Origin of the sequence: Tepidibacter sp. Z1-5, from assembly GCF_037844525.1 — a bacterium.
GTDB lineage: Bacteria > Bacillota > Clostridia > Peptostreptococcales > Peptostreptococcaceae > Tepidibacter_A.
The window spans coordinates 1-24,535 of sequence record NZ_JBBMMD010000043.1 but is presented as its reverse complement, the minus strand read 5'-3'; the positions used below and the strand labels follow the sequence as shown (position 1 = coordinate 24,535).

General features: G+C 28.0%; 26 protein-coding genes. 5 read left to right on the top strand and 21 right to left on the bottom strand.

Features of this window, described 5'->3' with window-relative positions; all coding sequences use genetic code 11:
- Positions 1-486 precede the first annotated feature (486 nt).
- The 8 genes from WJW32_RS14940 to WJW32_RS10515 form a co-directional block, all read right to left on the bottom strand.
- Complete coding sequence (locus WJW32_RS14940; protein ID WP_445330234.1) at positions 487-822, bottom strand: DUF805 domain-containing protein; 336 nt, start codon at positions 820-822, stop codon at positions 487-489.
- 1,484 nt (positions 823-2,306) lie between these two features.
- On the bottom strand, positions 2,307-3,023 hold the full coding sequence (locus WJW32_RS10545) for a hypothetical protein (RefSeq protein ID WP_340258074.1): 717 nt from the start codon (positions 3,021-3,023) through the stop codon (positions 2,307-2,309).
- A gap of 550 nt (positions 3,024-3,573) precedes the next feature.
- A complete protein-coding gene (gene ltrA, locus WJW32_RS10540) occupies positions 3,574-4,992 on the bottom strand; it encodes a group II intron reverse transcriptase/maturase (protein ID WP_340258072.1) in 1,419 nt (472 codons plus the stop codon).
- Positions 4,993-5,478: 486 nt separating this feature from the next.
- Complete coding sequence (locus WJW32_RS10535) at positions 5,479-6,345, bottom strand: hypothetical protein (protein WP_340258070.1); 867 nt, start codon at positions 6,343-6,345, stop codon at positions 5,479-5,481.
- Between the two features lie 297 nt (positions 6,346-6,642).
- Positions 6,643-7,647, bottom strand: coding sequence for a replication initiation protein (locus WJW32_RS10530; protein ID WP_340258068.1), 1,005 nt, complete (start codon positions 7,645-7,647; stop codon positions 6,643-6,645).
- A 1,094-nt stretch (positions 7,648-8,741) separates the two neighbouring features.
- Positions 8,742-9,023 (bottom strand): hypothetical protein, encoded by a 282-nt coding sequence (locus WJW32_RS10525; RefSeq protein WP_340258066.1) that lies wholly within the window; start codon positions 9,021-9,023, stop codon positions 8,742-8,744.
- Positions 9,024-9,101: 78 nt separating this feature from the next.
- Complete coding sequence (locus WJW32_RS10520; protein WP_340258064.1) at positions 9,102-9,404, bottom strand: hypothetical protein; 303 nt, start codon at positions 9,402-9,404, stop codon at positions 9,102-9,104.
- A 112-nt stretch (positions 9,405-9,516) separates the two neighbouring features.
- A complete protein-coding gene (locus WJW32_RS10515; RefSeq protein WP_340258062.1) occupies positions 9,517-10,119 on the bottom strand; it encodes a glycoside hydrolase family 73 protein in 603 nt (200 codons plus the stop codon).
- A gap of 38 nt (positions 10,120-10,157) precedes the next feature.
- Between WJW32_RS10515 and WJW32_RS10510 the strand changes: the two genes are divergently transcribed.
- Entirely contained in the window at positions 10,158-10,415 is a 258-nt protein-coding gene (locus WJW32_RS10510; RefSeq protein ID WP_340258060.1) for a Mor transcription activator family protein, read from the top strand.
- Between the two features lie 45 nt (positions 10,416-10,460).
- On the opposite strand, the gene WJW32_RS10505 is transcribed toward WJW32_RS10510, so the two are convergent.
- The 5 genes from WJW32_RS10505 to WJW32_RS10485 all read right to left on the bottom strand — a co-directional run bounded on the left by WJW32_RS10505 (position 10,461) and on the right by WJW32_RS10485 (position 12,788).
- Positions 10,461-10,604, bottom strand: a complete 144-nt coding sequence (locus WJW32_RS10505) for a YvrJ family protein (protein ID WP_340258058.1) — start codon at positions 10,602-10,604, stop codon at positions 10,461-10,463.
- Between the two features lie 52 nt (positions 10,605-10,656).
- Positions 10,657-10,908, bottom strand: a complete 252-nt coding sequence (locus WJW32_RS10500) for a DUF2922 domain-containing protein (RefSeq protein WP_340258056.1) — start codon at positions 10,906-10,908, stop codon at positions 10,657-10,659.
- Positions 10,909-10,947: 39 nt separating this feature from the next.
- Complete coding sequence (locus WJW32_RS10495; protein ID WP_340258054.1) at positions 10,948-11,172, bottom strand: DUF1659 domain-containing protein; 225 nt, start codon at positions 11,170-11,172, stop codon at positions 10,948-10,950.
- 404 nt (positions 11,173-11,576) lie between these two features.
- Entirely contained in the window at positions 11,577-11,867 is a 291-nt protein-coding gene (locus WJW32_RS10490) for a hypothetical protein (RefSeq protein WP_340258052.1), read from the bottom strand.
- Positions 11,868-11,948: 81 nt separating this feature from the next.
- Positions 11,949-12,788, bottom strand: a complete 840-nt coding sequence (locus WJW32_RS10485; protein WP_340258050.1) for a hypothetical protein — start codon at positions 12,786-12,788, stop codon at positions 11,949-11,951.
- A gap of 191 nt (positions 12,789-12,979) precedes the next feature.
- On the opposite strand from WJW32_RS10485, the gene WJW32_RS10480 reads away from it, so the two are divergent.
- Complete coding sequence (locus tag WJW32_RS10480) at positions 12,980-13,444, top strand: hypothetical protein (protein ID WP_340258049.1); 465 nt, start codon at positions 12,980-12,982, stop codon at positions 13,442-13,444.
- Positions 13,445-13,464: 20 nt separating this feature from the next.
- Here the strand turns inward: WJW32_RS10480 and WJW32_RS10475 are convergent, their stop codons facing one another.
- The 6 genes from WJW32_RS10475 to WJW32_RS10450 form a co-directional block, all read right to left on the bottom strand.
- Positions 13,465-14,193: a DUF4367 domain-containing protein gene (locus WJW32_RS10475; RefSeq protein WP_340258047.1), complete on the bottom strand. Its 729-nt coding sequence runs from the start codon at positions 14,191-14,193 to the stop codon at positions 13,465-13,467.
- Between the two features lie 26 nt (positions 14,194-14,219).
- On the bottom strand, positions 14,220-14,789 hold the full coding sequence (locus WJW32_RS10470) for an RNA polymerase sigma factor (RefSeq protein WP_340258045.1): 570 nt from the start codon (positions 14,787-14,789) through the stop codon (positions 14,220-14,222).
- 552 nt (positions 14,790-15,341) lie between these two features.
- Complete coding sequence (locus WJW32_RS10465; protein ID WP_340258043.1) at positions 15,342-16,190, bottom strand: Abi family protein; 849 nt, start codon at positions 16,188-16,190, stop codon at positions 15,342-15,344.
- Between the two features lie 18 nt (positions 16,191-16,208).
- A complete protein-coding gene (locus WJW32_RS10460; RefSeq protein ID WP_340258041.1) occupies positions 16,209-16,733 on the bottom strand; it encodes a hypothetical protein in 525 nt (174 codons plus the stop codon).
- Between the two features lie 227 nt (positions 16,734-16,960).
- The gene (locus tag WJW32_RS10455) at positions 16,961-18,310 is read right to left on the bottom strand and encodes a hypothetical protein (protein ID WP_340258039.1); all 1,350 of its coding nucleotides are present in this window, start codon (positions 18,308-18,310) and stop codon (positions 16,961-16,963) included.
- Positions 18,311-18,884: 574 nt separating this feature from the next.
- Complete coding sequence (locus WJW32_RS10450) at positions 18,885-19,466, bottom strand: hypothetical protein (RefSeq protein WP_340258037.1); 582 nt, start codon at positions 19,464-19,466, stop codon at positions 18,885-18,887.
- Between the two features lie 729 nt (positions 19,467-20,195).
- On the opposite strand from WJW32_RS10450, the gene WJW32_RS10445 reads away from it, so the two are divergent.
- Genes WJW32_RS10445 through WJW32_RS10435 form a run of 3 tightly spaced genes read left to right on the top strand, consistent with a single transcriptional unit; the run spans position 20,196 to position 22,270 of the window.
- Complete coding sequence (locus tag WJW32_RS10445) at positions 20,196-20,570, top strand: helix-turn-helix domain-containing protein (RefSeq protein ID WP_340258036.1); 375 nt, start codon at positions 20,196-20,198, stop codon at positions 20,568-20,570.
- A 14-nt stretch (positions 20,571-20,584) separates the two neighbouring features.
- Positions 20,585-21,367: an ImmA/IrrE family metallo-endopeptidase gene (locus tag WJW32_RS10440; RefSeq protein WP_340258034.1), complete on the top strand. Its 783-nt coding sequence runs from the start codon at positions 20,585-20,587 to the stop codon at positions 21,365-21,367.
- A 21-nt stretch (positions 21,368-21,388) separates the two neighbouring features.
- Positions 21,389-22,270, top strand: coding sequence for a hypothetical protein (locus WJW32_RS10435; protein WP_340258032.1), 882 nt, complete (start codon positions 21,389-21,391; stop codon positions 22,268-22,270).
- A gap of 242 nt (positions 22,271-22,512) precedes the next feature.
- Here the strand turns inward: WJW32_RS10435 and WJW32_RS10430 are convergent, their stop codons facing one another.
- Positions 22,513-23,067, bottom strand: coding sequence for a hypothetical protein (locus WJW32_RS10430; RefSeq protein WP_340258030.1), 555 nt, complete (start codon positions 23,065-23,067; stop codon positions 22,513-22,515).
- A gap of 897 nt (positions 23,068-23,964) precedes the next feature.
- On the bottom strand, positions 23,965-24,117 hold the full coding sequence (locus tag WJW32_RS10425) for a hypothetical protein (RefSeq protein ID WP_340258028.1): 153 nt from the start codon (positions 24,115-24,117) through the stop codon (positions 23,965-23,967).
- Between the last annotated feature and the right edge of the window lie 418 nt (positions 24,118-24,535).

Sequence of the window (24,535 nt, the reverse complement as noted above, 5' to 3'; positions counted from 1 at the left end):
ATACTTCTGCCTCCTTAGAACTTTAAGTAGCATTAGTATATTATTTTTTAACGAATGAGGGCAATTAATTTGCTCTAAAATCCTTAGCTTGATGGCTATGGGGTAGAACCAGCAACCATGTCATAGGGTGCAAAGTAATTGTAATTTAATTCCGAAACCTCAAATGAGTTAAACATAAAATAAATTATGTTTAAGTAAACACCCAAATTTACTATCTATCACTGCTTTAGTTAGGCATAATTTATAAAAAATATTGAATTTTGAGCTAAACATAACTTATGAGATATAAAAAGTCATCATAACATTCTTAAAAAATAAGAATTTGAACCCAAGCAATTTCAAAGGATTTAAGCCTACTTTGCCCCTGGTGACACGGATGCTGGCATTACCCCATTATGCGAAGTGCTTTTTTTATTTTTAAGTGCTTTATATTATAAAAAAATAGAAAGATAATATATATGAGCGAAATTACTTTAGAATAATTTATTATAACAATAAAGGATCTTCTCCGTATTTATTAAATCCATAAGAACCTTTTTTAAAATATAATAAAAAACTTAAGTAAATATTATATATAGGAATTAGTAACAGAAAAATGTGCAATTTAGGACGATTAATATCATGTAATCTTTGGATTGTAAGGTAAATAAAAATTATAGCGTATGGTAAGGGTAATGGAAAAAGAATATTATTATAAGAAAAATTTTCTGTAAAAGAAAAGCTATTTATATTTAAGATAAAGTGTATAGTTAGAAATAAAAGTTGATATCCAAAATATTTAAAACGATTCATTCGTCCGTTAAAATTAAATAAATTTTTCATTGTTTCAGCTCCTTCATTCAATATCGTTCCATCAAAATTATACCATTAAATAAAATATGTGTAAAAAATTATAATAAACAAGAAGCCATTACTATCTCTAAGATAACATTACGTTCATAAAAGTACCCCTTAATTAATCCTTAAATACGTTTTTAGGGACTAGTTAAGGGCTTTTTTTATAATTTTATTGTAAAATATTAGTTTATCAATAGTGAATTTATTGTAAAAATAGAAAAATCATAGCAAATTCATTAAAGAATTTACTAATAAAGGGGGCGAATATGCATATTAAATGGATTGCTAAGTTATCTTTGCTAATTGGTTGTATTATGAGTTTATATTATACGCTGTACTTTCTTTTTTCAGACATTCCAATGTTAAGTTTTTTATTTATGTCCATTTTCATTATGATGCTCCGACTTTTCAAATAAGACTAAGTAATTTGATCTGATATTGTAGTATTATGCGAAGTTCTTTTGCGTTTAGGAAATATTTCAGATAAATACCATGATATAATGTTTCGAACTTTGAAAGGAGTATTTATAATGAATATAAATACAGTAAAAACACATTTAAAAAAACATAAAATAAAGTACACTCTATTAATGATTTTAATGGTATTAATATGGGGTATATCAGACATCCGTGTAAAAAAGAGCTACATGCCGGATAGTACTAATACGTGGCTCTTTTTGTTTCTTTAACAGTACCGGGTAAATATGATAGATAAAAAATACGAATTTAAATAGACTATAGCCTAAAACAATAACTTAATAGATTATGAAAACCACCATATCTATTTGTTTAAAGTTGATTTTTCAATAAACAAACATTCATTTGATAAAGTCTTTAATGTTAAACAAACTATTTCAAAGAATACAATTTTATAAACCTAGTAAATAAGTTTGTGTACGTTCATATTAAAGCTATCTACTTTAACAAGGCTAATATAAGCTATGCTCATACCTTCGCATAACTCAAATTAGCCTAATATTAGGTATACTAAAGTGTGCTAAAATAGCCATGGCCAGTATAAAGCCCCTCCTAATCAAAGATTACTCAGCTTAACACTAGCCAATACATTCTTACTTAATATTAGAGTTTAGAGTTAACACATATAATCACATTAAAAATACAGCTATCGCTAATACAGTGGCCTGCTCTCGCAGGCCAAATTTATTTTCACTTCTACATCAAGTTTTCTCAATATCCCTCGCACCATAGTCTCATCTTCCTACACTCCGATTATTCAAACAAATTTTAACTCTAGGGATAAGTAATAGGGTCAAAATTTCTTTGCATAATCTACGCTTCGTCAGAAGAAATCGCTAATACGAGGGGTATTCTCAAATTATAGCCTTTAGGCTATGTTTTTTAGCTTATAGGAGCTTGTCTATGGCGATTTTGTTTTTCAATCTACTAAATGATTAGTGACAACTTGTCGCCTTTATATAAGCCATAATTAAAGCCTAGAGAGGTTTTCTCTAGGCTTTGTATATTTGGAGTGCTACTGCACTAGCTTCTTTAATATTTTGATTCTTAGTGTTTTTATATAGATATTCGATATATTGTTTATCCTGGATAATGTCTTTTAAGTTTTTTCCTTTGTATTTTCCGAAAGGAATAATTATATTAGGGACTTGATTTAATAGGTCCTGGTTTTGATTTATATTCTCTTTTTCTAGTATATCAACTATTCTTTTAAAGTCTGATATTCTTATGTCTTTTATTGAGCTATAGCCCATATCCTCTATCACCTCATGTATCTTTTCATGCGATGCTATAGCAAAGAGTTTCTTTTGCTGATTTCTATTGATAACACTATCTTTTATCTCAACTACGTTATTATCTTTAGCTATTGCTATTTCATGCTTATCCTTTGGAGTTGTTTTCTCTTTAGATCCTTTAGGGTTTGAGTTTGTTATTGTATATGAGAATATCATATTTTGCATATACTGATATGCTTTATCTTGTGCTAGTTTTATGTTTTGACCTTTACCTATAGCTCTAGTCTTTATTATTTCATCTGTTGTAATATCCATTATTTCATATTCAACATCTATAGTTTTAGGGTCTATCACCTTTATATCAGATTGAGTTATGAATAGGTTGCAATCAAGAAGTACTTGCTTAAAGTCTATCCCCTCAGTTCCTTTTTTTCTTAGTATAGTATTCATCTTGTTTATCTTTTTAAGTAGCATAATGTTAAACCTCCATTTACTTAACTTATTAGTATTACCTCTTTGTATTATTATTATTTGTAGTTTAGGTTGATATTATGTGTTGTAATTCTTTCCAAACGTTTATATTTCAATGTTTATCGAGGTTTTATTTTCCATAAATTTCATAAAAAGAAGTTTAAAATCATACAAAATATCCTTTGTTAATCTATGGCTAAAAACATATACCAGGTTTAAAATTCGTCTTCAATACAACTAGCATATTGTTAAACTTTTTAAACAGCCCCCGTATTAGCTGGTCTTGTTAGTTAATACAAATCTATGCGAAAAATTTTGTTCTTTAAATTTTTTGAATAGGTTTGTATAGCTGATGAATCATAAGATACGGGGGTTGTTGTATTTGCCCCTGTAGCTAAAAAGACGATGGCGACCTTATAGATTGACCTCTGAGGTGTGCCATTGTCTTTGATGACCCTGGCTGGTTTTACATAAATCGAGTAGGAGGAAAATAATTATTTTATTTTCCGTCCTCTCACACCACCGTACGTACCGTTCGGTATACGGCGGTTCATTAAGTTAATTGCATTTTCTGATATCTAGCCGATAGGCTCTGATAGGATATTGAATCGAAATATTTATTGGTAAGACTTCTAGAAAGAATTGGGCTAATGGCTATACGCCAGTAGCCTTTTCTTGTATTTCCCCATTCATAAGCTTTGTGTTTGTGTATTCCTAGCGATATTAGATTTTTAGTTTTAGTCTTAGGCTTTTTCCATTGTTTCCATATACACATTCTTAACCTTCTTCTAATCCATTTATCAAGATTTTGCATTATACTCTTTGCTTTCGCAATGGAGAAATAATTGACCCATCCTATAGTAACTTGATTAAGTCTACTAATTCTATCTTCCATACTTATACTATAACTTCTTGATGTTATTTTCTTGATTTTATCCTTAATTCTTTCAATGGATTTATCATGAATTCGAATATAATATTTGCCCCCTACATTGTAAAATGAAAATCCTAAAAACTTTCTTCTTGTAGGTCTATCTACGGCACTTTTCTCTTTATTAACTTTTAATTTTAATTTATTTTCAAGAAATACTGTTATACTATTCATAACTCTTTCTCCTGCTCTTTTAGACTTTATGAATATATTGCAATCATCAGCATATCTACAAAATTTATGTCCTCTTATTTCTAATTCCTTATCTAAATCATCTAGTAGTATATTTGCTAAAAGTGGACTTAGTGGTCCCCCTTGTGGAGTTCCTTCTTTACTTCTGACTAAAATTCCATTTAACATAATACCTGATTTTAGATAAAGGCGAATAAGTTTTAAAACCCTCTTATCTTTAACTTTTCTAGATACCCGATACATTAAAATATCATGATTTACCCTATCGAAAAATTTCTCAAGGTCCATATCTACGACATATTTATATCCCTTATTAATATATTCTTTAGCCTTTAGAACAGCATCATGTGTACTTTTTCTTGGTCTAAATCCAAAACTACTTTCAGAGAAGTACGGGTCAAATATATTTGTTAGAGTTTGTGCTATGGCTTGTTGAATCAGTCTGTCTAATACAGCTGGTATTCCTAAAAGTCTTATCCCTCCATCTGGTTTAGGTATTTCAACTCTCCTTACAGCATTAGGTTTATATTTACCCTGTAGAATACTTTCTTTAATAGATACCCAGTTTTGTTTTAGGAAAGGTCGAAGTTCATCAACCTTCATTCCATCCACTCCGTGACTACCTTTATTCTTTTCTACTCTTTTCAGAGATATTAACATATTATCTCTAGAAAGTATCCTTTCCATGAGATTATCTGAAACTGCACTGGATGTTTCATTTGACGATACCATTGATATACTAGGCACTCCGTGCATACCTTTAGTTTCCAACTTATTCTTTACACTAGAGCCTTCATATGAAGTTTTCTGCTGTCGACGCATATACATTGAATCTTTCAAATTCTTCATCCTCCTTAATGTTCAGTCCTTCCTTATCTATTCATGACTAGATAAGTACTATGACGTCTGCTGACTTCTCAAGGTTCAGCTATATATCACTATATAGGTTGCTATTTCAAAATTCATTTCCATAGCCTATCCTTGAGACCTCCCCAGGTAAGAACGATAACCTTCCTCTCATATATCTGCCACATTTACTACTTGAGGTTCGGATAGTGTAGGACTTCGTTTTGTTATGCAAACTCGTCCACCTCAAGTAGCCTTATATGTGATTCGTGTTCCTCAGACCGAGATTTTGCCTAAGGCTTCCTTCAGATTCCACCTCACGATGGACACCCTTGCCTTCGGCTAGTGGTTCCCACTACCAAGCCCACAGCGAACTTTCACCGCCAAGTTATCGCCCATGCTGGGCGCACATAAAAAAGCTAAGGCCTCGTTAGAGTTCTTAGCTTTCTCCTGTTCTTAATATTCTTTTTGTTGATGTAAACATTATGTTTACTGGTGTTTATCATTATTTACTTCTTGTTTACTTTGTAGTATTTTTATTATTTTGTCATTATGTTCTTGATTTAGATTTTGAAGCTTTGCTTCATATTCTTTTCTCATTTCTTCTATATCTTTTTTATGCTGCTCTCTTAGGTCTTTGATTTCTTGCTTGTATTCTTCTTTAGTGGCTTGAATGTTGGATTTATTTTCAGTAGCCATGGCATTCATTCTTTCCTCAAGCTTCGCTTTTTCCTTTTCTTTATCATCTATACCTGATGTCAACTTATTGATTTCACTATCTTTTAATTTTATATCTATTTGTAAATTGTTATTTGATTCTTTTAAGTTAGTTATTTCTTGGCTTAATTCATTTACTTGATCTTTAAATCCTTTAAGCTCTTTTACTTTTTCCTCAAGATCATCTACTATTTTAGTTTTATCTTTTAATTGTGATTCTAGCTCACTTTGTCTTTTCTCTGCATCCCATTTATCAGAGAAATATCGACTTGATTGTTCTTCCTGCTCTTTTAATTTTACTTTTAAATCTTTTATAGTTTCTTCTTGCTTTGATGTTTTTTCTCTTTCTTTAGATAGTAGTTCCGTATACTCTTTTTCTTTCATGTCATGGATGTTTACGTTTCTTTCAAGTAAATTTGTATATATTTCATATATTCTCTTTATGTGATTTTGAAGTTCTTCTATATCTTCTGTTCCTGTTTTAGTTATGTCTTTTGCTTTATGGAGTTGATACATACTTACTAGATTTTCAAAAAATTCTCTTGATGTTATTCCTGATTCTTCTATTAAACTTTGAACTTTTTCCTTTTCTTCATCTGAAATTCTAACTGAGTAAGTAGTTAAATTTTGCTTTTCCATCAAAACGCCTCCTTTGTTTTGTGTAAACGTAGTGTAAACATAGTGTTTATCAGCGTTTACTTAATGTTTATATTTACATTATATCATTTTTTGTTGAAATGTATAGATTTTGAATTAATTTTTTTGTTTTGACCCCAGAGATAATAAGACGATGACGACTCTGTAGATTGACCTTTTAGGTTTGCCATGGTCTTTGGACCTAGATTGTTTTTGCACAAATAAAAAAACTAAGGCCTCGTTAGAGTTCTTAATTTCTCATTTTGTATGGTTTGGATGCTTCCATGGCTTATTATGTAATTAAACATTAAAACAAAATTTCAATTGATTTGCAGCTCCTGCAAAGTCTTCTTCAAGAGCTTTTTTAAGATAAGCATATGTGCTTCTAACTGTACCTTTTGTTATGATTGCTTGATAGTTTAGTCTCATGTATTCAAATGGATCTATCTCTTGTGAGTTTGTTTTTTCAACTGCTATTTGATAAAGTTCCATTATTTGTTTTGAGTTAAATCTTTCATTTTCAAGACCACTTTTTATTTTTATATTTCCTATCTCTTCTTTGCTGTATAAAGAGTCTATAAGTTGTTTTTCTTTATCAATTTTATAGTCTATTGAGAACTTAATTCCTATGACTTTACGACCTCTTGTTAGTTTCTCGTATTCAAAATTTATATCTGTAAGATTATTGATTTCTTTTTTTGCAGGGTCTAAAACTCGTCTCTTAAAATCTCTAAATTCTTTAAATTTTTCTAGGCATCCCAAGTTATCTTTTAATTCTTCAAGATTAAATTCTCTTTTACCAATAGATTGATATTGCTTTAAAAGTTCATAAATGCGTATAGAATATTTATTTTTTAGAAACAAGATATTTTTGAGCTCATATTTAGTATAGAATTTTTTCAGTTGAAGTAAATAGGGAATTAATTTCTGTGAAAACTCGAGCTCTATTATTCCAGTTCTTTTTCTAAATTGAATAGAACTTAACCATCCAGTTATTAATTCGTCATCTTTTGTATTAATAATGACTTCTTTTTTTCTTAATTCTCTTACTAGTTTTCTAACCTCATCATATCTTTTATTTGTAGTTCCTAGAAGGTTTGTAAATTCTATTAAGTCTATTTTTAATATATTAAATTTTTCTTCGGTTCTATCTAATTTACTTACTGCATATAAAATGATTTTTTGTTCATTTAAGTTTAAATCAAACTTGGCTTCTATTAGAGCATTATGTTTTACTACTAAATTATTGTCAGTCATTATCTCACCCTTTTTCATGTAATGATATTTTTCGTGGCACCCACTCATAATCATACCACTTTTGGTATAGTTTTTGTCCACGATAAGTATAGCTTTTGTCCACGATAAGTATAGTTTTTGTCCACCATTAACTTCTATAATCAACTATTTTCAATATATCAACTTGTCCGAAAAGTAGTAAAAGTAGTTAAATAGTTATTATTTATTTATATATTTATTTATATCTCACTCAAAAGAGCAACAACTCTAATTCATATATATTCTTACAAGATAGCACTATATAAACTTTATTATTATAAAGCCAGAGCAATCCATAGTTTTTGTCCACGATAGACATAGTTTTTGTAGTCGATTAACAAAACTGATTTATTTTAGCTTTAAAACTCTTTTCATGTTTTTGGGATATATCATGACTCTTTCTAAGCAACGTAAAAAAGCTAATTCTTAAATTCATTTTTAAGAACTAGCTTTTTTATGTTGATCTCTTATGTGAGCTATTCATGTTTTGGTGGACTCACCCCTTTATTTAATATTCTTTAATTGTTTCTAGTTTTATATATCTTGTTTTAATCATCCTTTCTATAATTTTTTATTGTCTTATAATTCAAGTTAATGTCTTTGGTGGAATCATCTCCTATTCTTTAGGTATTTGTTAATATTATTATATCATAATTTTCAGAAAATTCAATGTTTTTGCAGAAATTTTCTGAATTTTGTTTTTTCTATATATATTTTTAACAATAATCCATATATTTCCTGAGAAATTATCATTATATAAAAAACTTATACAAAATAATTTATTATAAAAACTCATTTATTTTAGCTTTAAGGCTCTTTTTATGTCTTTGAGTAATAATTCATTATATTTACTCGAAATTGCTTGTAAAGACTAAATATGGGGTGTGAGAGGGGTTTTGTTTTAACCCTAGAGATAAGAAGATGATGGCGACCTGATGGGATGCCTTTGATGATGTGCCATAATCTTTAGACCCTAGTTGGTTTTACTCAAATAAAAAAGCTAAGGCCTCGTTAGAGTTCTTAGCTTTACCTTTTTGTAGGGTTTGGGTGGTGCCATTGCTTGAATACATAGACAAGAAAAGTCAAAAATCATAACGGCTTTACGTACTTCTATTCCAATATATCTAAAAATACTTAACTAAAAATGAAACGATAAAAATTATAAGTATAATACCTCCAAAAATACAATAAAAATACCCCTTTTTATCTTTTTTAATAAGTATCTTTTCAGTACCCATGAGTATCAAAAACAAACTCAAAGAAATCTCTTGTATTATAAAAAGTGTATCAGCTAATTCTCTATTACTTCTATTCATGAAATAAACTATTGCTAAAACAATCAATGCCATAGAAAGAATATTATTCCCTAAAGTATATATTTTTGATTTTTCATTTTTGAAATTCATACTATTCACCTCAATTAACCTATACTATTAATTAAGTATGGAATATTTTTCAAAATAAATCAACTTCTCATAAAAAAATCAATAAACCTCAAAATACTTATCTTCAATCTCTCTCAACAAAATACTCTCTACTATCTCATTTATCTTCTTATCTTCATTGGCTGATTTGCGTTTTAATGCTTGTTTTATTATCTTTGGTATTTCGTATGTGACTTTTACAATACTACCGTCTACAGGCTTTTTATTTGCTTTAGAGTTTGTTTTATTTTCAATCATGCATTCATCTTCTTCATCATCTTTTATCACTTCAATTACTGATCCGAACTCTCCAGCTTTTTTTCTTTCTTCAAATTCTTCTGATGATATTTTTTCAAAAAACATTTAATCACCTCTCGTTAGAATTTATTTTTAAAAATTTAAAATGAAAAAATTATTTTTTCTTGTTTACCATAAAAGAAGAAAACAAGTTTTACAGTTAAAAATTTAAAAAGCATTATTGTTTATCGAGGAACTTATGTAATCTATAAATCATTACCCATATTTCTTCTCTTGTTGCAGGATCTTTTGGTCTTGATCCATCAGAGATATTATTTTCGGTTACGAACTCATAAGCTTTGGTTGCAAAATCAGAAATTGTATTATTATCATAGTCATATTCATAAAGCTTGTATTGCTCTATGATTTGGATTAATTTATCTGGATACTTTGGGTCCGTTGCATATCCGCACTTTTGTAGTGCTCTTGCTGCCTCTTTATAGTCTTTAGAATTTCTAACTCTTTCATATCTTTTAGCTTCTCCTAAAAGGATATTATGGTCCTGGATAGAATCTATAAAAGTATCATAGGCTTTAAATTTAGCAGTTATTTGTATCTTCTTTCCGTTTATGTACTCATTAGTTTTCATGTTAGTAGCTTTTCTAGTGTTTGACCTCGCTTTTATTCCAAATAAATTATTAAACTTCATAGAAAGGGATGACTTTCCCCAGTTACTCTCAAGTATTGCTTGAGCTATTGTAATGCTTGGTAGAATATTATATTTTTTTAAGCCTTCTAAGGCTTTGGGAAGTATCTTATTTATAAATTCTTGTTTTTGCATGATATGCTCCTTTCGATTTTTATTTTGGAGGTGTTAAGGTGAAGGATAGTTTAAGTATCAAGGATATTCCTAATTCATATAGGGATATAGCTGCAACTATTGGGGTAGATTCTTTCGTAAAGCTTTGTAGTCTTATTGGTGGTACGAGTATATATTTTCCAACTCGTAGAACTATTTTAAAACCTGTAAGAGATACAAATATCAAAAGAGAATTTAATGGCTCAAATTATAGAGAGCTATCTCTTAAATACGGTATTTGTGAAACACAGGTTAGAAAGATTCTATCTAATAAATAAAATTAGCCTAGACCCTCTTTCAAAGTCACTAGGCTAATGTTCCGTTCATTTTAAAGTTATTATTGCTTTAGATAGTTCATTTATAGATCCTGTTAATGTGTTAAGCTTTCCTTCGATTCTAACCAATAGATATACGGACATAGCTATTGGAAAACCTAAGTTTGCAATATTTGTACAAAGTTCTTCCATAACAACCTCCTTATTTAATTTTAAAGGGCTAAGAAACTTAGCCCTTTAATTATTAAGCTTCTTTTTTTGCATCTGTAAGATGAACAGCTTGAACCTGCTCTACAACAAGTTTAGCTTCAACTTTTCCAACAAGATCTTCTCCTTGTGAACTTTTGAAAATATTTTTTGCAATTATAAGATCCATAACTTCTTCTATCTTAGAATCATCTATATCTGGGTCAACTCTATCTACGGATAAAGTGGCTTTATCTCCCTCAGAAGTTTTAAACACCATATATACTTTATTTGTTGTACCTGTTTTCATTTTTCATTCCTCCTCTCACAATATTTTTATTACTTTTCACTACTCACTTAAATTCGTAACATCTGCTCTATCAATTGATTGAACATTTACTCCTGTAAGCATACCTTCTATTGCTTTGGCTACTGCGTAAACATCATCATTAGCGGCATCTGTTTTAACATTTCCGAATGATTTAGTTCTTACGATTTCATTTCCTTTTGGATCAAGTCCTAAAGAAAGTTTCATTTTTATAGCAGAAGTCATAGGAATTACTGTTATTGCCATATTAACCCCTCCTTTCCTGAGTTATTGTGAAATACAAAATTCTCGCTTTATGAATAACTTGCTAAAATAAACAAATTTGCAACTATTTTGAGCAACGGAGTCCGTAGGACTCGTTGGCGACATGAGCTATGCGTAGCATAAAGCGAATTTTTGTTAGTTTAAGGATATGGGATTTGAAGGAATAGTTATAGATAAGGAAGTTTAGGAAATTAGTTAAGGGAAGAAGTTGTGGCATTTTAAGAAATTTAAATGCAAAATTAAAAATAGGCTGCGATAGCAGCCCATAGATAATGAATAAATAATTAAATATTTTTTGTTTTACCATTTTCATATGTTTTATTTCCGTTGGATTCTCATGATTTAGGCTAAAAATATAGAATTGTAAAGATGAATTTATTATAATTTTACCAATTTATTACTTCCATGAATTTTTTTAATAAAAATATACCTCCTACAACTATAATTATAGCTATTAAGTAAAATAATATATCATTTTTTAATAATGCACTAATAACTAGAATTAAGAATGTGCTACCTAAAAAAATATCTCTTTTACAACTTAATATATAAAAAGCCTTTTTATCTTTTATAGTATTCGGATACTTATGTTCTATATTTTTTCTATTAAGTTTATATGCTCCACTTACAATTAAATATATACATCCTCCAAATACAATAATTGTTTGTATAATCATGAAATTCCTCCTTTAAATAATAAATAATATGTGTATAATTATACACATATTATTTATTATTTATTATTTATTATTTATTATTTAATAAATATTTGAATCATTATCTATAGTTCCAAATATTTGTTTATGACAATAATCTCTAAAAGATTCTGTGTTAAAATCTGATTTTACAAAACCACCATCTTTATATTTCTCATTTATTTTACTACTATTAGTTTCTGTTATTACATATTCTGTTCCACCTCTAAAAGTTTCACTATTTCTAGTATCGTCTACATCACATATCTCAAATCTATAATCAGTTGCTGTTGCTGCTAATGTTTCTATTCCAACTACTTTTTTTACATAATTACCTCCAATATAAAGAGCTCCACCATAAATTAGACCATCTATAAATTCCTTTGCAAACATCTTAGGTAAAGAAAAAGCACCAGCCACTATACCTATTAAGTCTATAACCTTACCTTTATAATTTTTAATGTCATATGTAGTTGTTCTCTTTGAATCTTTATAAGAAGCTTTGATTTTATTCCCATCTACTTTATATGACATTGTTCCTAAATTCTTGTAACTTGAAGATCTTCTTGTTCTACTTTTACTTATTTCTATATCTTCGCTATAGTCAACAATTGTAGTTTCATTTCCCTCTGTTCTCTTCATTACAGCACTACCTTTTTCACCTTCAAGTGTGCTAACTAAAACTCCATCATTATATTGTTTTAAAGTAAATTCATTACTATTTTCATTTCCAATAATATCAATTTTAATTTTTATACCATCCTCATCTGTAAATTCAATACTACTATTATTATCATTTGTTGAACTGATTGGCTTTGTTTCAGCAAAAGCTGAAATACTTAAATTAAGAAACAATGTTAAAATTAAGAATAAACTAGATATTCTTTTTATAGTTTTTTTCATAATACTTATCCTCCTGTAATGTTTAATAATTAAATATATAACTGTACGTTTTAAACGGCCATTTAAAAACTTTACATACTTAAGAGAGTTAAATCTGATAAAATGTTCCAACTTTTTAATTTTTTTTTGGAACATTTTATCAATCTGTCTTATCTTATAAGTAACATACTAATATTAGGAGGAATTTTGACATGAAAAAAATAATATCCACATTACTAACTTTAATTTTATTTACATCTTTTTTAATTACACCTATATATGGTCAAGAGGAGGGTGTAGTTGCTGAAGAAAAAATTATTGCAACTAAAAACTTAGAAATTAAATCTTCTCGAAGAGCTAACAATTACATAGTAAACTGTGAGGCAACTATAGACGATCTAGGAAGATCACGAATTCTAATAAGCGCACTTACTGAAACAGTTTCTAAAGTAGATACTTTGAAATTGAAAGTGTCTTTACAAAAACAAAGAGGCTCTTCATGGACAAATATACGTTCTTGGAATGAAAGTAATTCTAATGATGATGAAATCAACTTTGAAACGATATATACTGATGCATCAAGTGGAAAATATAGAGTCAAAGTATCTCATATTATCACAGAGAATGGTAAAACTGAAACTGAACAAAGTACAACATCCTCAATAAACGTAAAATAAGAGCTAGGGTTTCCTAGCTCTTATTTTATACTTATAACTAAATTCTTTAATTCTTCATCACTACTTCCTATAGCTGTATACTTTGTTTCAAACATATCCCATATTATTTTAAATTTATTGTCTTTTATTTTTATAACATTATATTTAAATCCATTTTCTATAAATTGATCTACTTTTCCATATTTAGGATTCATCTTAATTGAATGTGCATAATCTCCTCTAACAGGCTCTTGTTTTATTTCAATGCAGTCATTTTCATTTGTATAAATCAATTTTATATATAAAATTTCATCTTCATATTCATATCCTAAGCATTTATCTAATCCATATCCCTTTGGAATATAAGAGGGTTCTTTTATTATAAAATCCGTTTTATTTTGAATATCCTTAAGTTCTAATACTTTTTCACTAGGTTTATTTATATTTTCTTCTCTCATATCTTCATCTGGATTTTTATAATCCAAACTTACATCAATAGATTCGTCATTTTCTTTATATATAAAATTTAAAACTCTTCTAAAATTCGCCTGACTTTGATTTTGAAATCCAATGCTTATATAACCCGATAATACTACTATAGCTATTATACATGATATTTTTTTATTAAAATGACTATCTCTTTTTTTACCTTCATTCTGTATTTTATTTTCTATATTATTCCAAACATCGTCCATATTCGGAACATCTATTTTATCTATATCCTCTTTTATGTTCTCTTTTATTATCTCTTCTAAAATATCTTTTTTCATATGCATCACCCTCTTTCATATCATGATTATACTGCTGATCTTTTAAAATCTTTATATCTCTTAAGATTATCTTTTATTAAGCTTTTAGCCCTATGTAACCTAGATTTAACTGTTCCTATACTTATATCTAATGATTTACTAATCTCTTCATAAGATTGTTCTAAATAATAATATAAAATTAATACTTGTCTATAATGACTATCTAAACTATTGATTTGTTCCAATATGTAGCTGTTTAACTCTTTATTTTCTAAAATATTTTCAGGTAAATCTAAATCCGTATCATCACATAAGAAAGGAATTATTTTAGAATCATCTTCTACTAAAAGTTCTTTCTTTCTCTTATTGTATTGAGCTTTAGATAAATTAGCTGCTATAGTACATATCCAACTTTCAAACTTATCTTTATCTTTATCTTTAAGTGTATCTATCTTATTGAATGCTTGTATAAAAGTATCTTGAACTATATCCTTTGCATCCTCTTCATTTTTAAGAATATAGTAAGCTACTCTATATACTTTTTTGTTATAGGTTTCAAATAATATTTTGTATAGTTCTACTTCATCCTGTTTTTTTCTTTTAAAGAATATCCCCATGTAGTTCTCCCCTTTAGTTATGTATATATTTATAATAAGTTAAGGCACCTCAACTATTCCCTAAATATATCTTTAGGGAATAGTTGATTAACAATCTAGTGTTTTCAATATCTTCATCAAATCAAAATATACATTAATACCCTTAATCGACAAGAAAATAACGAGCAGACCCTAAAATATGTATTTTTATTACATTTTATTCCTTATATGTTGTAATTTTCTTGAGATTAGTTTCAACTATTTTTTAATTTTCATTATATTTCAAATAGCAGAACAAAATTCATTACTAAAAATTCTGAAACTTACAAGTGGTTTTTACTTGCATTATTTCCTAAAAGCAACCTCAATAACTTTACGATAATATTGATTAATTTAATTGTCTGTCCCATTAAATAACATTGACCTTTTTTTGAAAATTGATTATAATAATAGAGATAGTACTTACAACGCTTCTTGTCAATGACTAGCGGACCACTGTAAGTCTAATAATAACAATTAAAAAAATCAAATCGATATATATGAAAAAGAAGGTTATAATTGTAGCCTTCTTTTTTATTTCAAAATTTCATGCCAATTTTCACAAAATCCTAATATATCTAGATATTCAAATTTATAATTATCAAATATCCTAATTAATCTATCAATAAAAAATGACCACTCAATATCATCATTAACTAACTTCTTTAATGATAAAATAACTATAAAAAGAGTTCCAGCTCTATAACCCTTTTTCATAGATTGATCCATCTTTATATTTATAACCTCACCTAAAATCCTTTCATTATGAGCACATTTATTTCTTAAGTTAGTTATAGATTCCATCCATTTTTCAATATATTGACGCTTGTGATTATAATAAAACGCTGCAATATATTTCTTATCCTCATCAGATAAAGCTGCATATATTTTCGATACTGTACCAAAAGATAAAATCTCCATTACAACCCATACAGGGTATTTACCATCATAATTATCTACATGATGTCTTATAATTGGATTTTTTTTCGATCTATCTAATTCATTTCGTATAAACAATCTAACATTATCAGGTAAGATCCTATTATCTTTCCAAACTTCAACCCCATACTTATGAGCTATAGTGTATGAAATATACGATTTAAACGAAACCTCTACACTTGATATAATGTCAAATAATAAATTCCTCAATTCTTTATCAAATAAATATAAATTATGTATTTCTTCAAACTTTGCTCCATCTATAAATTCTTTTTTAGTAGTATTTTCTAAATCTTTATAAAAAAACTTGTAGTATCCACTTAATTTATAATAACCAATATTCTTTAATACAGATTTTGCATAGTCTTCATCATCGATTGTTAAATTTTTAAACTTTAATATGCTAATTTGTTCTTCATAAGTCCTTGCTTTCTTAAGCTCCACATTTTATCACCCTGTCTATTAAACTCTTTTATATCCTTTAAAATCAACCTCTATAACCTTACTATCCTTTTCAATCTTACTTAAAAGTTCCTGGATCATATCACTCATTTCTTGCTTAGTATATTCTTTATCATCAAATTTTTTCTTCTCACCATAAAACTGGTTATAAAGTTTACTTGCATACTTCTTTTGCTTATCTGTAGCTTTTTCTACTTTCATTCTTTTCTTAAACTCTTTTTGACTCTTTTGATCTCTTTGTTTCTTTTTCTCAAATCGTTCAGCTATAACTTTTTGTATATCATCTAAAAACTCTTCATCAAGCTTATATTCTTTTTTACATATTGCTATTTCATTTTCCTCTTCATCATACTCTTTATAAGGTTTTTCATTATAATAAATTCCTTTTTTAGTTTTAAATATCTTATTCTCTACAAACTCATCATAAACTTCATCAGTTGTTTTAAATAAATCTGTTCTAAGCATATGAGAAAGAGTTCCGTTAACCCTTGTTTTTAATCCTTTTGGTAAATCTATATAGCGCATAAAACCCCTCCAAATAAACCTAAAATCTAAAACATAGTCTGGTATCGTGTCACTCACCCACCACAAGGAAGTACAAGTACTCCCCATTTAAGACGGACATTTCATTATACCTTTTATATATAAATAAATGCCCCTAATATCTATACTTAAATACATCTGGATGGAGATCGTTTCACTCATCCATCACAGGGAAGTACAAGTACTTCCCATCTAAGACGGACATTTCATTATACCTTTTTCAATTCAGCATAGTATTTCTTAACCATAGGTATTGAAATTCCTAACTTTTCAGCTATTTCTTTTTGTTTATATCCATTCTCCTTTAATTGTTTAACTTCTATTATTTTTTCTCTTTTCTCCTGCTCTCTTTTAGTTAATCCATTTTTATTTCTACGTGCTTGTTTTCTTTCTTCTTTCCTTCTTTCATCATACTCTCTTTGTCTTCTCGTATACTCGTTATTATCTATTATAGTTTTGAGTTCTCTTTGTTCTAGATCCTTTATATTAAGCATTTTAATTATAGTTTCATTCCTAAAGTTATACTGCTTTCTTTCAACATTTCTAGTCTTTGATTCAACGTTCTTTTCAATAAGTGGTCTTTTAAACTTTGAATTAAACTCAAGCATCATTCTTTCTGCTTGCTTTGCTGCATCTTTTGGACTATCACCTATTAATAGTACTTGCATTGCAAAGTTTCTATATAAAAAACATATAAGTTCACGATGACCATAACAGCTATAGTTTCTAAGTTCCTGGATTTTCTCCAAGTCTCTAAGTCTTGTTTCAAGTAAGTTATATAAGTTGAAAAAATTATGTACTTTCTTCTTACCTGTATTCTTTTTCTTTTGTTCTTTCCATTTATCATACCAACTTGGTAACTCTGGAAGATAGTTTTTAAGATCTCTTAGTTCATATAACTTGTCCTCATAAATTTTAGCTGATACTCCCGCCATAGTCTTTGAGTTATATGTATGTATAAATCTTGTTGAAGTAGTTAAATTAACTGATTTATCAGCATTAAAATCACTTAGCTTATTAGATATCTCCGTTTGAATTCTTTTAGCTAATGTCTTTGATCTATCAGTTGCATTAACTGGATATTTTATTTTATATGTAATGTGAAAGTTGTTCCCTGTATATATGATTGCAGATGGACAAGGAATTACGGTTCCAAAATATTCATATTCCATCATTTTAATAAATTCATCTTTAGTTAGTTTATTAAAATATGATTTTTTATAATCTATGTCTATTAATATATTCGTTATCTGTCCTATATTGCTATCAGACGAGTTTTCATAAGATTTATATGTATTTACACTATAAAACAAGTTTATAGGCTCAAATCCCTCATTCATTATGTATTTAAGTCTTTCAAAGCTTAACATTTCTTTCCCTGTAAAACTTCTTTGAGTGTAAACATCGTTTGAATAATAATCTATATTATTAAATACTTTTATATACTGTTTTAGATCTGATCCAATTAACATATGTTGCAAAAACTTCTGAACCTCTTTTATCTCTTTATCACTAAATTCTCTATGTTGTAACTGGTTTATTTTCTGTCTTAATCCCATAAAAAAATCTCCCTTCTACACCTTAGAACGGAGAACCCCTACACTATACCCAAATAAAATTTATAAATAAATTCTTTATAAATAATTGAAACTATGGGTATAATAATATATAATAACTTTATAAAAAAGTTATCAATGAGTTCTCTTGTATAAGAGATCTCCGTTCTAAAAGAAGTTCCTAAGGCGACCAACCATATAGGGGAACTTCTTTTTTTATTTAAATTTTTATAATTCAAGAAAAATATTCTATATTTTTTTATAATGAATAGGAAATTATATACCTTGAAAATTTTCCACAAATTATAATTTCCGTTATGAATTTCAAAGAAATCTACATTAGATTTCTTTATTATAAAGACTTCTTTATTATACTACAATTTATTATATTAATCTTTATATATCTACACAAATGTAATTCTAAGTATGTTTTTGAATATCCTTTTTTTATTCTCAAAAAGCTTTAAAGGCTGAGTATTTCTAAATACTCAGCCTTTTTAATATTATCTATTTAACTTTAAATCTCACTGTTTTGTCTATCTCAATTATTTTAAGTATACTTTAGTACACTTTTGTATTACCTTTTATATCTATCTAAAAACTCAACTAACGCCTGGCTTATTACATCTTGTGTTTTATAGTCTTGAACCTTTGCAAAATCTAGAAAGTCATTTAGTACACTTTCGTACACTTTAAATGTCTTAGGTTTTAACTCTCCTTTGAATCTGTCGCTTTGTACTTTAAATTCAGGAATATCTATTATATTTTTATTAAGTCTGTATTCTTCCAACATATCCTTTAAATCTGTATGCATATTTACTAAGTCTAAAAGCTTATCTTTGGCTGTTACAAGTTGCATGAAATCTTCTTTTTTAGGTGAGATAATATTATTATTTGTAGCAAATTCATCTGGTGTACTTTCGTACACTTCTATATTACTTTCCAATATATCGTCTGAGTGTACTTTTGTAATACTTTTGTAAACATTATCATTTTTATCTAAATTATATCCATTTCTTTTAAATCTTCCACTGATTGTACTTCTAGCAATTCCAATGTTTTTGCAGAGTTTTGTTAAAGATAAACCTTCTTTTAATTTAGAATTTATAAAAGTTATTTGCTCTTCTATTTTTAAAGAATCAAATTCTTCCTTAATCATTCAATCTCCCTCCTAGTACACTTTAGTGTACTACTAGAGTAGCATATTTGAAATCTATTGTTAAGTTTATAAATTAAAATCTATTGATTTCGAAGATAACCAATTAGAAGCTTTACTAGATTTCTATAGCTAAGATCTAGCTATTCATATGGAGTATCTATCATTAGATGAAAAAACTTTTTCATTAAACAAAGTTTATCTTTATGTCTACTAGGAAATATAGCAGCTAGAGGTCTTAACATACCGAGATAGCGGGCAGTTAAATAGAAATGCTTTGAATCCATAAACTCTTTGATATTAGAGCTGCACTAAGCAAGTCTTGGATTAATATTGCTTGAGGGACGAAGGAAATGTTAATTCAAGTCTTGCTGGGTTACTTGTTTAAAATAAATAGGAATAGGGCGCATTGGGTTTGCACTCTATTCCTTTCCTTTATGCGTGAGCTGTTGCCATGGCTTCTTACCTACTAAACCCAATTCATCACATTCAATAAAAAAATTTTAATACCAACTTCCCATATCAAAAACAAAAGTATACTTGCTAACATTGATAAAAATTCATACAAATTTATTACTTTAAAAATACAACAGATATGATATAAGCTGTTAAATATTTGAATGATGTAAATTTTTTTTTTACAAAGTGTAATTTTTTTTACATTTTGTATTATAATAGTATTAAACATATATAAATTAAAAGGATTTTATTAAATTAAAAGGATTGATTAAAATGAATAAGAAGAAAATATTTGAAAAAAGAGGAGTTATAGGTAAGAGTATTTTACAAATTATAAAAAGTGAAGGATATACGAAGTCATCATTTGCAAAAATGATAGGTGTATCAAGACCAACTTTAAATCAAATTATTGAAGGTGAATCACCTAGTGAAACAATATTGAGCACGCAAATAAATAAGATCTTAGAGTTATTAAATATAACATTAGATGAACTTGTTAATTATAAAGATTATAACCAAATTATTGATACAGCTGCAGTTGCATATTCTAATAACTCTCCAGAAGATTATATTAGAAGTAAAAGTGCTAACAATGCATTAGAAATACTAGACAATGTATTAGATTTATATGAAATATATTATAAATAATTGGAGGTGATAAAATGGCTGTTAGAATAACAAAAGAAAACCTAGACCAAATCATAAAAATAAATAAAGAAATTGATGAAGATATTAGAGGTTGTGTAGCCGAAATAGGTAAAAGATATAACAAAGCCAATATACTTTCTCCTGAAAAATTAGCATTAAATATTCTAAAAACTTATAATCTAATTCAAATTCCAATAGATGATGAGTATTTAGGTGGAAAAGTCGAGGTAAGAAATAATAAAAAAATCCCAATAATAAATACAGCCCAACCAAGGGTTTATCAGTATTTTGTAGCTTGGCATGAGGTATATCATATATTATTTGATGAAAATTTAAATACAGAACAAATATATAGAGAAATGAATGTTGTAGATGTTCCTTTAATTGAACGTAAAGCAGACTATTTTGCAGCATGTATGTTATTGGGAAATGTTTTTGAATATTACATTGAATTAGAAGGAGATTTTATAGATAAAATAATGAAATGCATTGATATGTACAAAGCTCCATATAAAGCTATTTTAGTTAAGCTATATGAGTGTGCAGATAGATATCAAAATCAGGAATTAAAAACTTTATGTCTAAAATATATAGATAAAAAACCGGTAAATCTTATAGAAAAATTTAATGAACTAGAGTTAGACTCAGAACTTGTAAGACCTTCAAATTTAGTTAACCTTGGACATATAGATTCTTTAATTGAAGAACAAGTAAAAGCTAATCCCCAAGTAACTTATCACGAAAATAATCGTAAATATTTAGAAGGATTAAAAAAGAGTATAACTAAAGATTTCTAATTTATCAGGGGGACATTGCTTATGAAGAAAAATGATTTTGAAGAACTTAAAGATAGACTAAAAAGCGGAAGTAGCTTAAAAATAGGTGTTATAGATAATAATCTAATGGATTTCTTAGTAAGAATAAATAATGAAACAGATATATTACATCTATTTGATGATTATGATATTATCTTAATCCCTAAATGGGTAGAGGTAGAGATCAATGATGGTCAAACAAGAATAGACTGTTTAGATTATATTGCTACTAAGAAAGATGTTTATATAATAGATGAGAAAAACTATTCAGATTTAGCTAATTACAAAGATTTTGAGTTAATGTTGCTTTTCCAAGCCAGCTCATCATGCATGGGTAAAATAATGGGGGAAATTAGAAGGTTAATAGCAACAGAAGAGGATAAAGAAGAATTAGATTATGAAAATTTTATAGATGAGTTATACGATAATATACTTAAAGAAAAAAATGTAGAACCAGGAAAAAGAGCAAAGAGAAAAAATGCAGGAGAGCTATCAATCTGTGTATTATGTTGCTTACTAATGTATTACTACGAAGGAATAGAAAGCATTACAGTTTTTACGTTTGATCAGGACTGTTATAAATATATAAAGAATACAAAGGAATCACTCTATCAAAAAGACAACATAGCTGGTATTATTAATAAATTTAAACATAAAGAATCATGCAGTGTAACATTTAAATCTAATGACTGGATACTAAAACAGTTATATGCTTTAGATGAACCTAAAGGTATCCAAATAATTAATAGAGTTAGAACAAATTCAAGGTATATAAAATATACATTGAAAAAGAGTGATGGATCAATTGAGGAAAATACTAAATTAATTGATACAACGGAATTTATAGAATTTATTAAATCTAAGGATATACATTTAATATTTTAAAACTACAATACATACCCATTAAATGACCGAGATAGCGGTCAATTAAATAGAGATGCTTTGAGTACATAAACTCTTTGATATTATATCTGCACTAAGCAAGATTTGAATTAATATTGCTTGAGGGACAAAGGAAATGTTAATTCAAGTCTTGCTGGGTTACTTGTTTAAAATAAAATAGGAATAGGGTGTGTGGGTCTGCACTCTATTCCTTTCCTTTATGCGTGAGCTATTGCCATGGCTCCTTACCAACTAAGCCCCAATTCATCACATCTAACATCACATTCAATAAAACAATTTCTAAAATCCGCCTCCATATCCATTTCACCTATTGCATCATAAACTGTTTTTTCTAAATCCTGAGCATCTTTATATGGGACATAAAATATATACTCGCAGCCTTTAGGATCTTGCTTTTCCATTTTATAATTAAACCTTAGGTACCGTTCAATAGCTTCCCTAACTTTCGTTTTCCCTCTTACAAATTTATTATTATTTTCTATCCTAAGCCACATCTCAATTTTAGCTACTTTTTCAATTGGTTTCTCATTGTTCTTTAATGTTTTATGAATAAGACCAACACTTACATTGAACATTTGAGCTATTTCCTCGATAGTTTTCTTTTGAATACGATACATCTTTATCTGCTCTATTTCTTGATCTGATAGCTTTTTCTTTCTTCCAGCATTTCTTTCATTCTTGGTTTTAGTGTTTAACTTGTTTTCTAATTCTTTTATGTACTTTTTTAAGTTTTCATTTTCTTTTTCAAGTTCAATAATTCTATCTTTTAAATTACTCATAAAATCATCTCTTTCATAAATTAATTATTGAATATATTGTAATTGTTAATGGTTTTATTTTCAATAATTAATTTATGAAAATTTGTGCCATGGCTTTATATTAAAAACATCTTAGCCGCAGCTGCGAAAAGAAATTGTTTTGCCATTGCCATGGCATATAAATATATTAATTTGATAAAGCAACTACCTCAATCGGGCTAATATTAGGCATCTCCTCGCAAAGCTCGTCAGCCTAAAATTAGCCTAGTGTATGGTTAATTAAAATGTATCTATAACTATAACCAAGGCTAGTCTTAAGCCTCTCCTAATCAAAGATTACTCAGCTTAACACTAGCCTAATTTTATGACTTTATTGATGGATTTGTTTTGCCATGGTATCTTATCTGATATCGTAACATTATGCGAAGTGAAAGTCATTTATTTGGCTTCATGGCTATAGGTGTCCCCCCTTAATCGATATATTCATTGATATTGTTTATGGTGAACAAATTCAAGAATATGATATGTAGGCAAAGAAGAACTAAATTGATATTTACGATATATATCAATTTAGTTCTTCTTTATTTTTTGAATCTTATAAAAATAGCCTGTTTTTTTCAGAACCCTCGTTGTGATTCTACTTTTTTGATCAAAAACTATATTTAAGAAATTTTCTTAATGCATAAATAACCAATTAGTATACCAATTGTTAGCAAAGATAAAAAACTGCTACAGTAAGGTATTAGGTAGTCTAAAAGAGACCCTGACCTAGTAAATACTTTAGATATACTTGGAACGAATAAAATAAACACCAAGTCAAGAAAAAAAAGAACTTTAAATATATCTATATTCAAACTGTTCACTCCATTTTAATGTGGCATATTTTTAATATTTAAAAATTATATAAAGATTGAAAACTTATCTGTTTTTTATATAACCAGTTTTATATACGTATCCGAAATGATTATTTGATGAAGTAACTGAAAAGTTTAGAGTTGCAGTTTCATCTACACCAACAGAACCACCAAATGTGCTAGAAGTATTCCCATTTTCATAAAAATCTCCATTCACTACCCAATAAACACTTTTAGAATTTTCAACTTTTGCCTGACATTTGCCATCAAATTTTTTAGATTCATATTTGTATGAACGATTTAAATTTAAATCAGAAATACCAACAAAGGCTCTATTTGATCCTTGACACTTTACATAAATATCTAGTTCAGGATACCAATTTGTATTCCCAACTTCAAATTGCTTATAAAAATGTACATAGAAAGTATGTGCTTTTGCAGTATAGGCTTCTGTATTATTCAGTTTCGAATTTAATAACTGATTCTTTACCTCTGATTCTGATATTTCTTTGCTTTTAGGGGTAGAACCACATAGCCATCAAGCTAAGGAGTTGCAAAGGTCACAGGAATATTGCAATATTTAATTTTTTAAGATAGAGAGTATAAGAAATAGTATTTCGGGATTTTTTATCCAT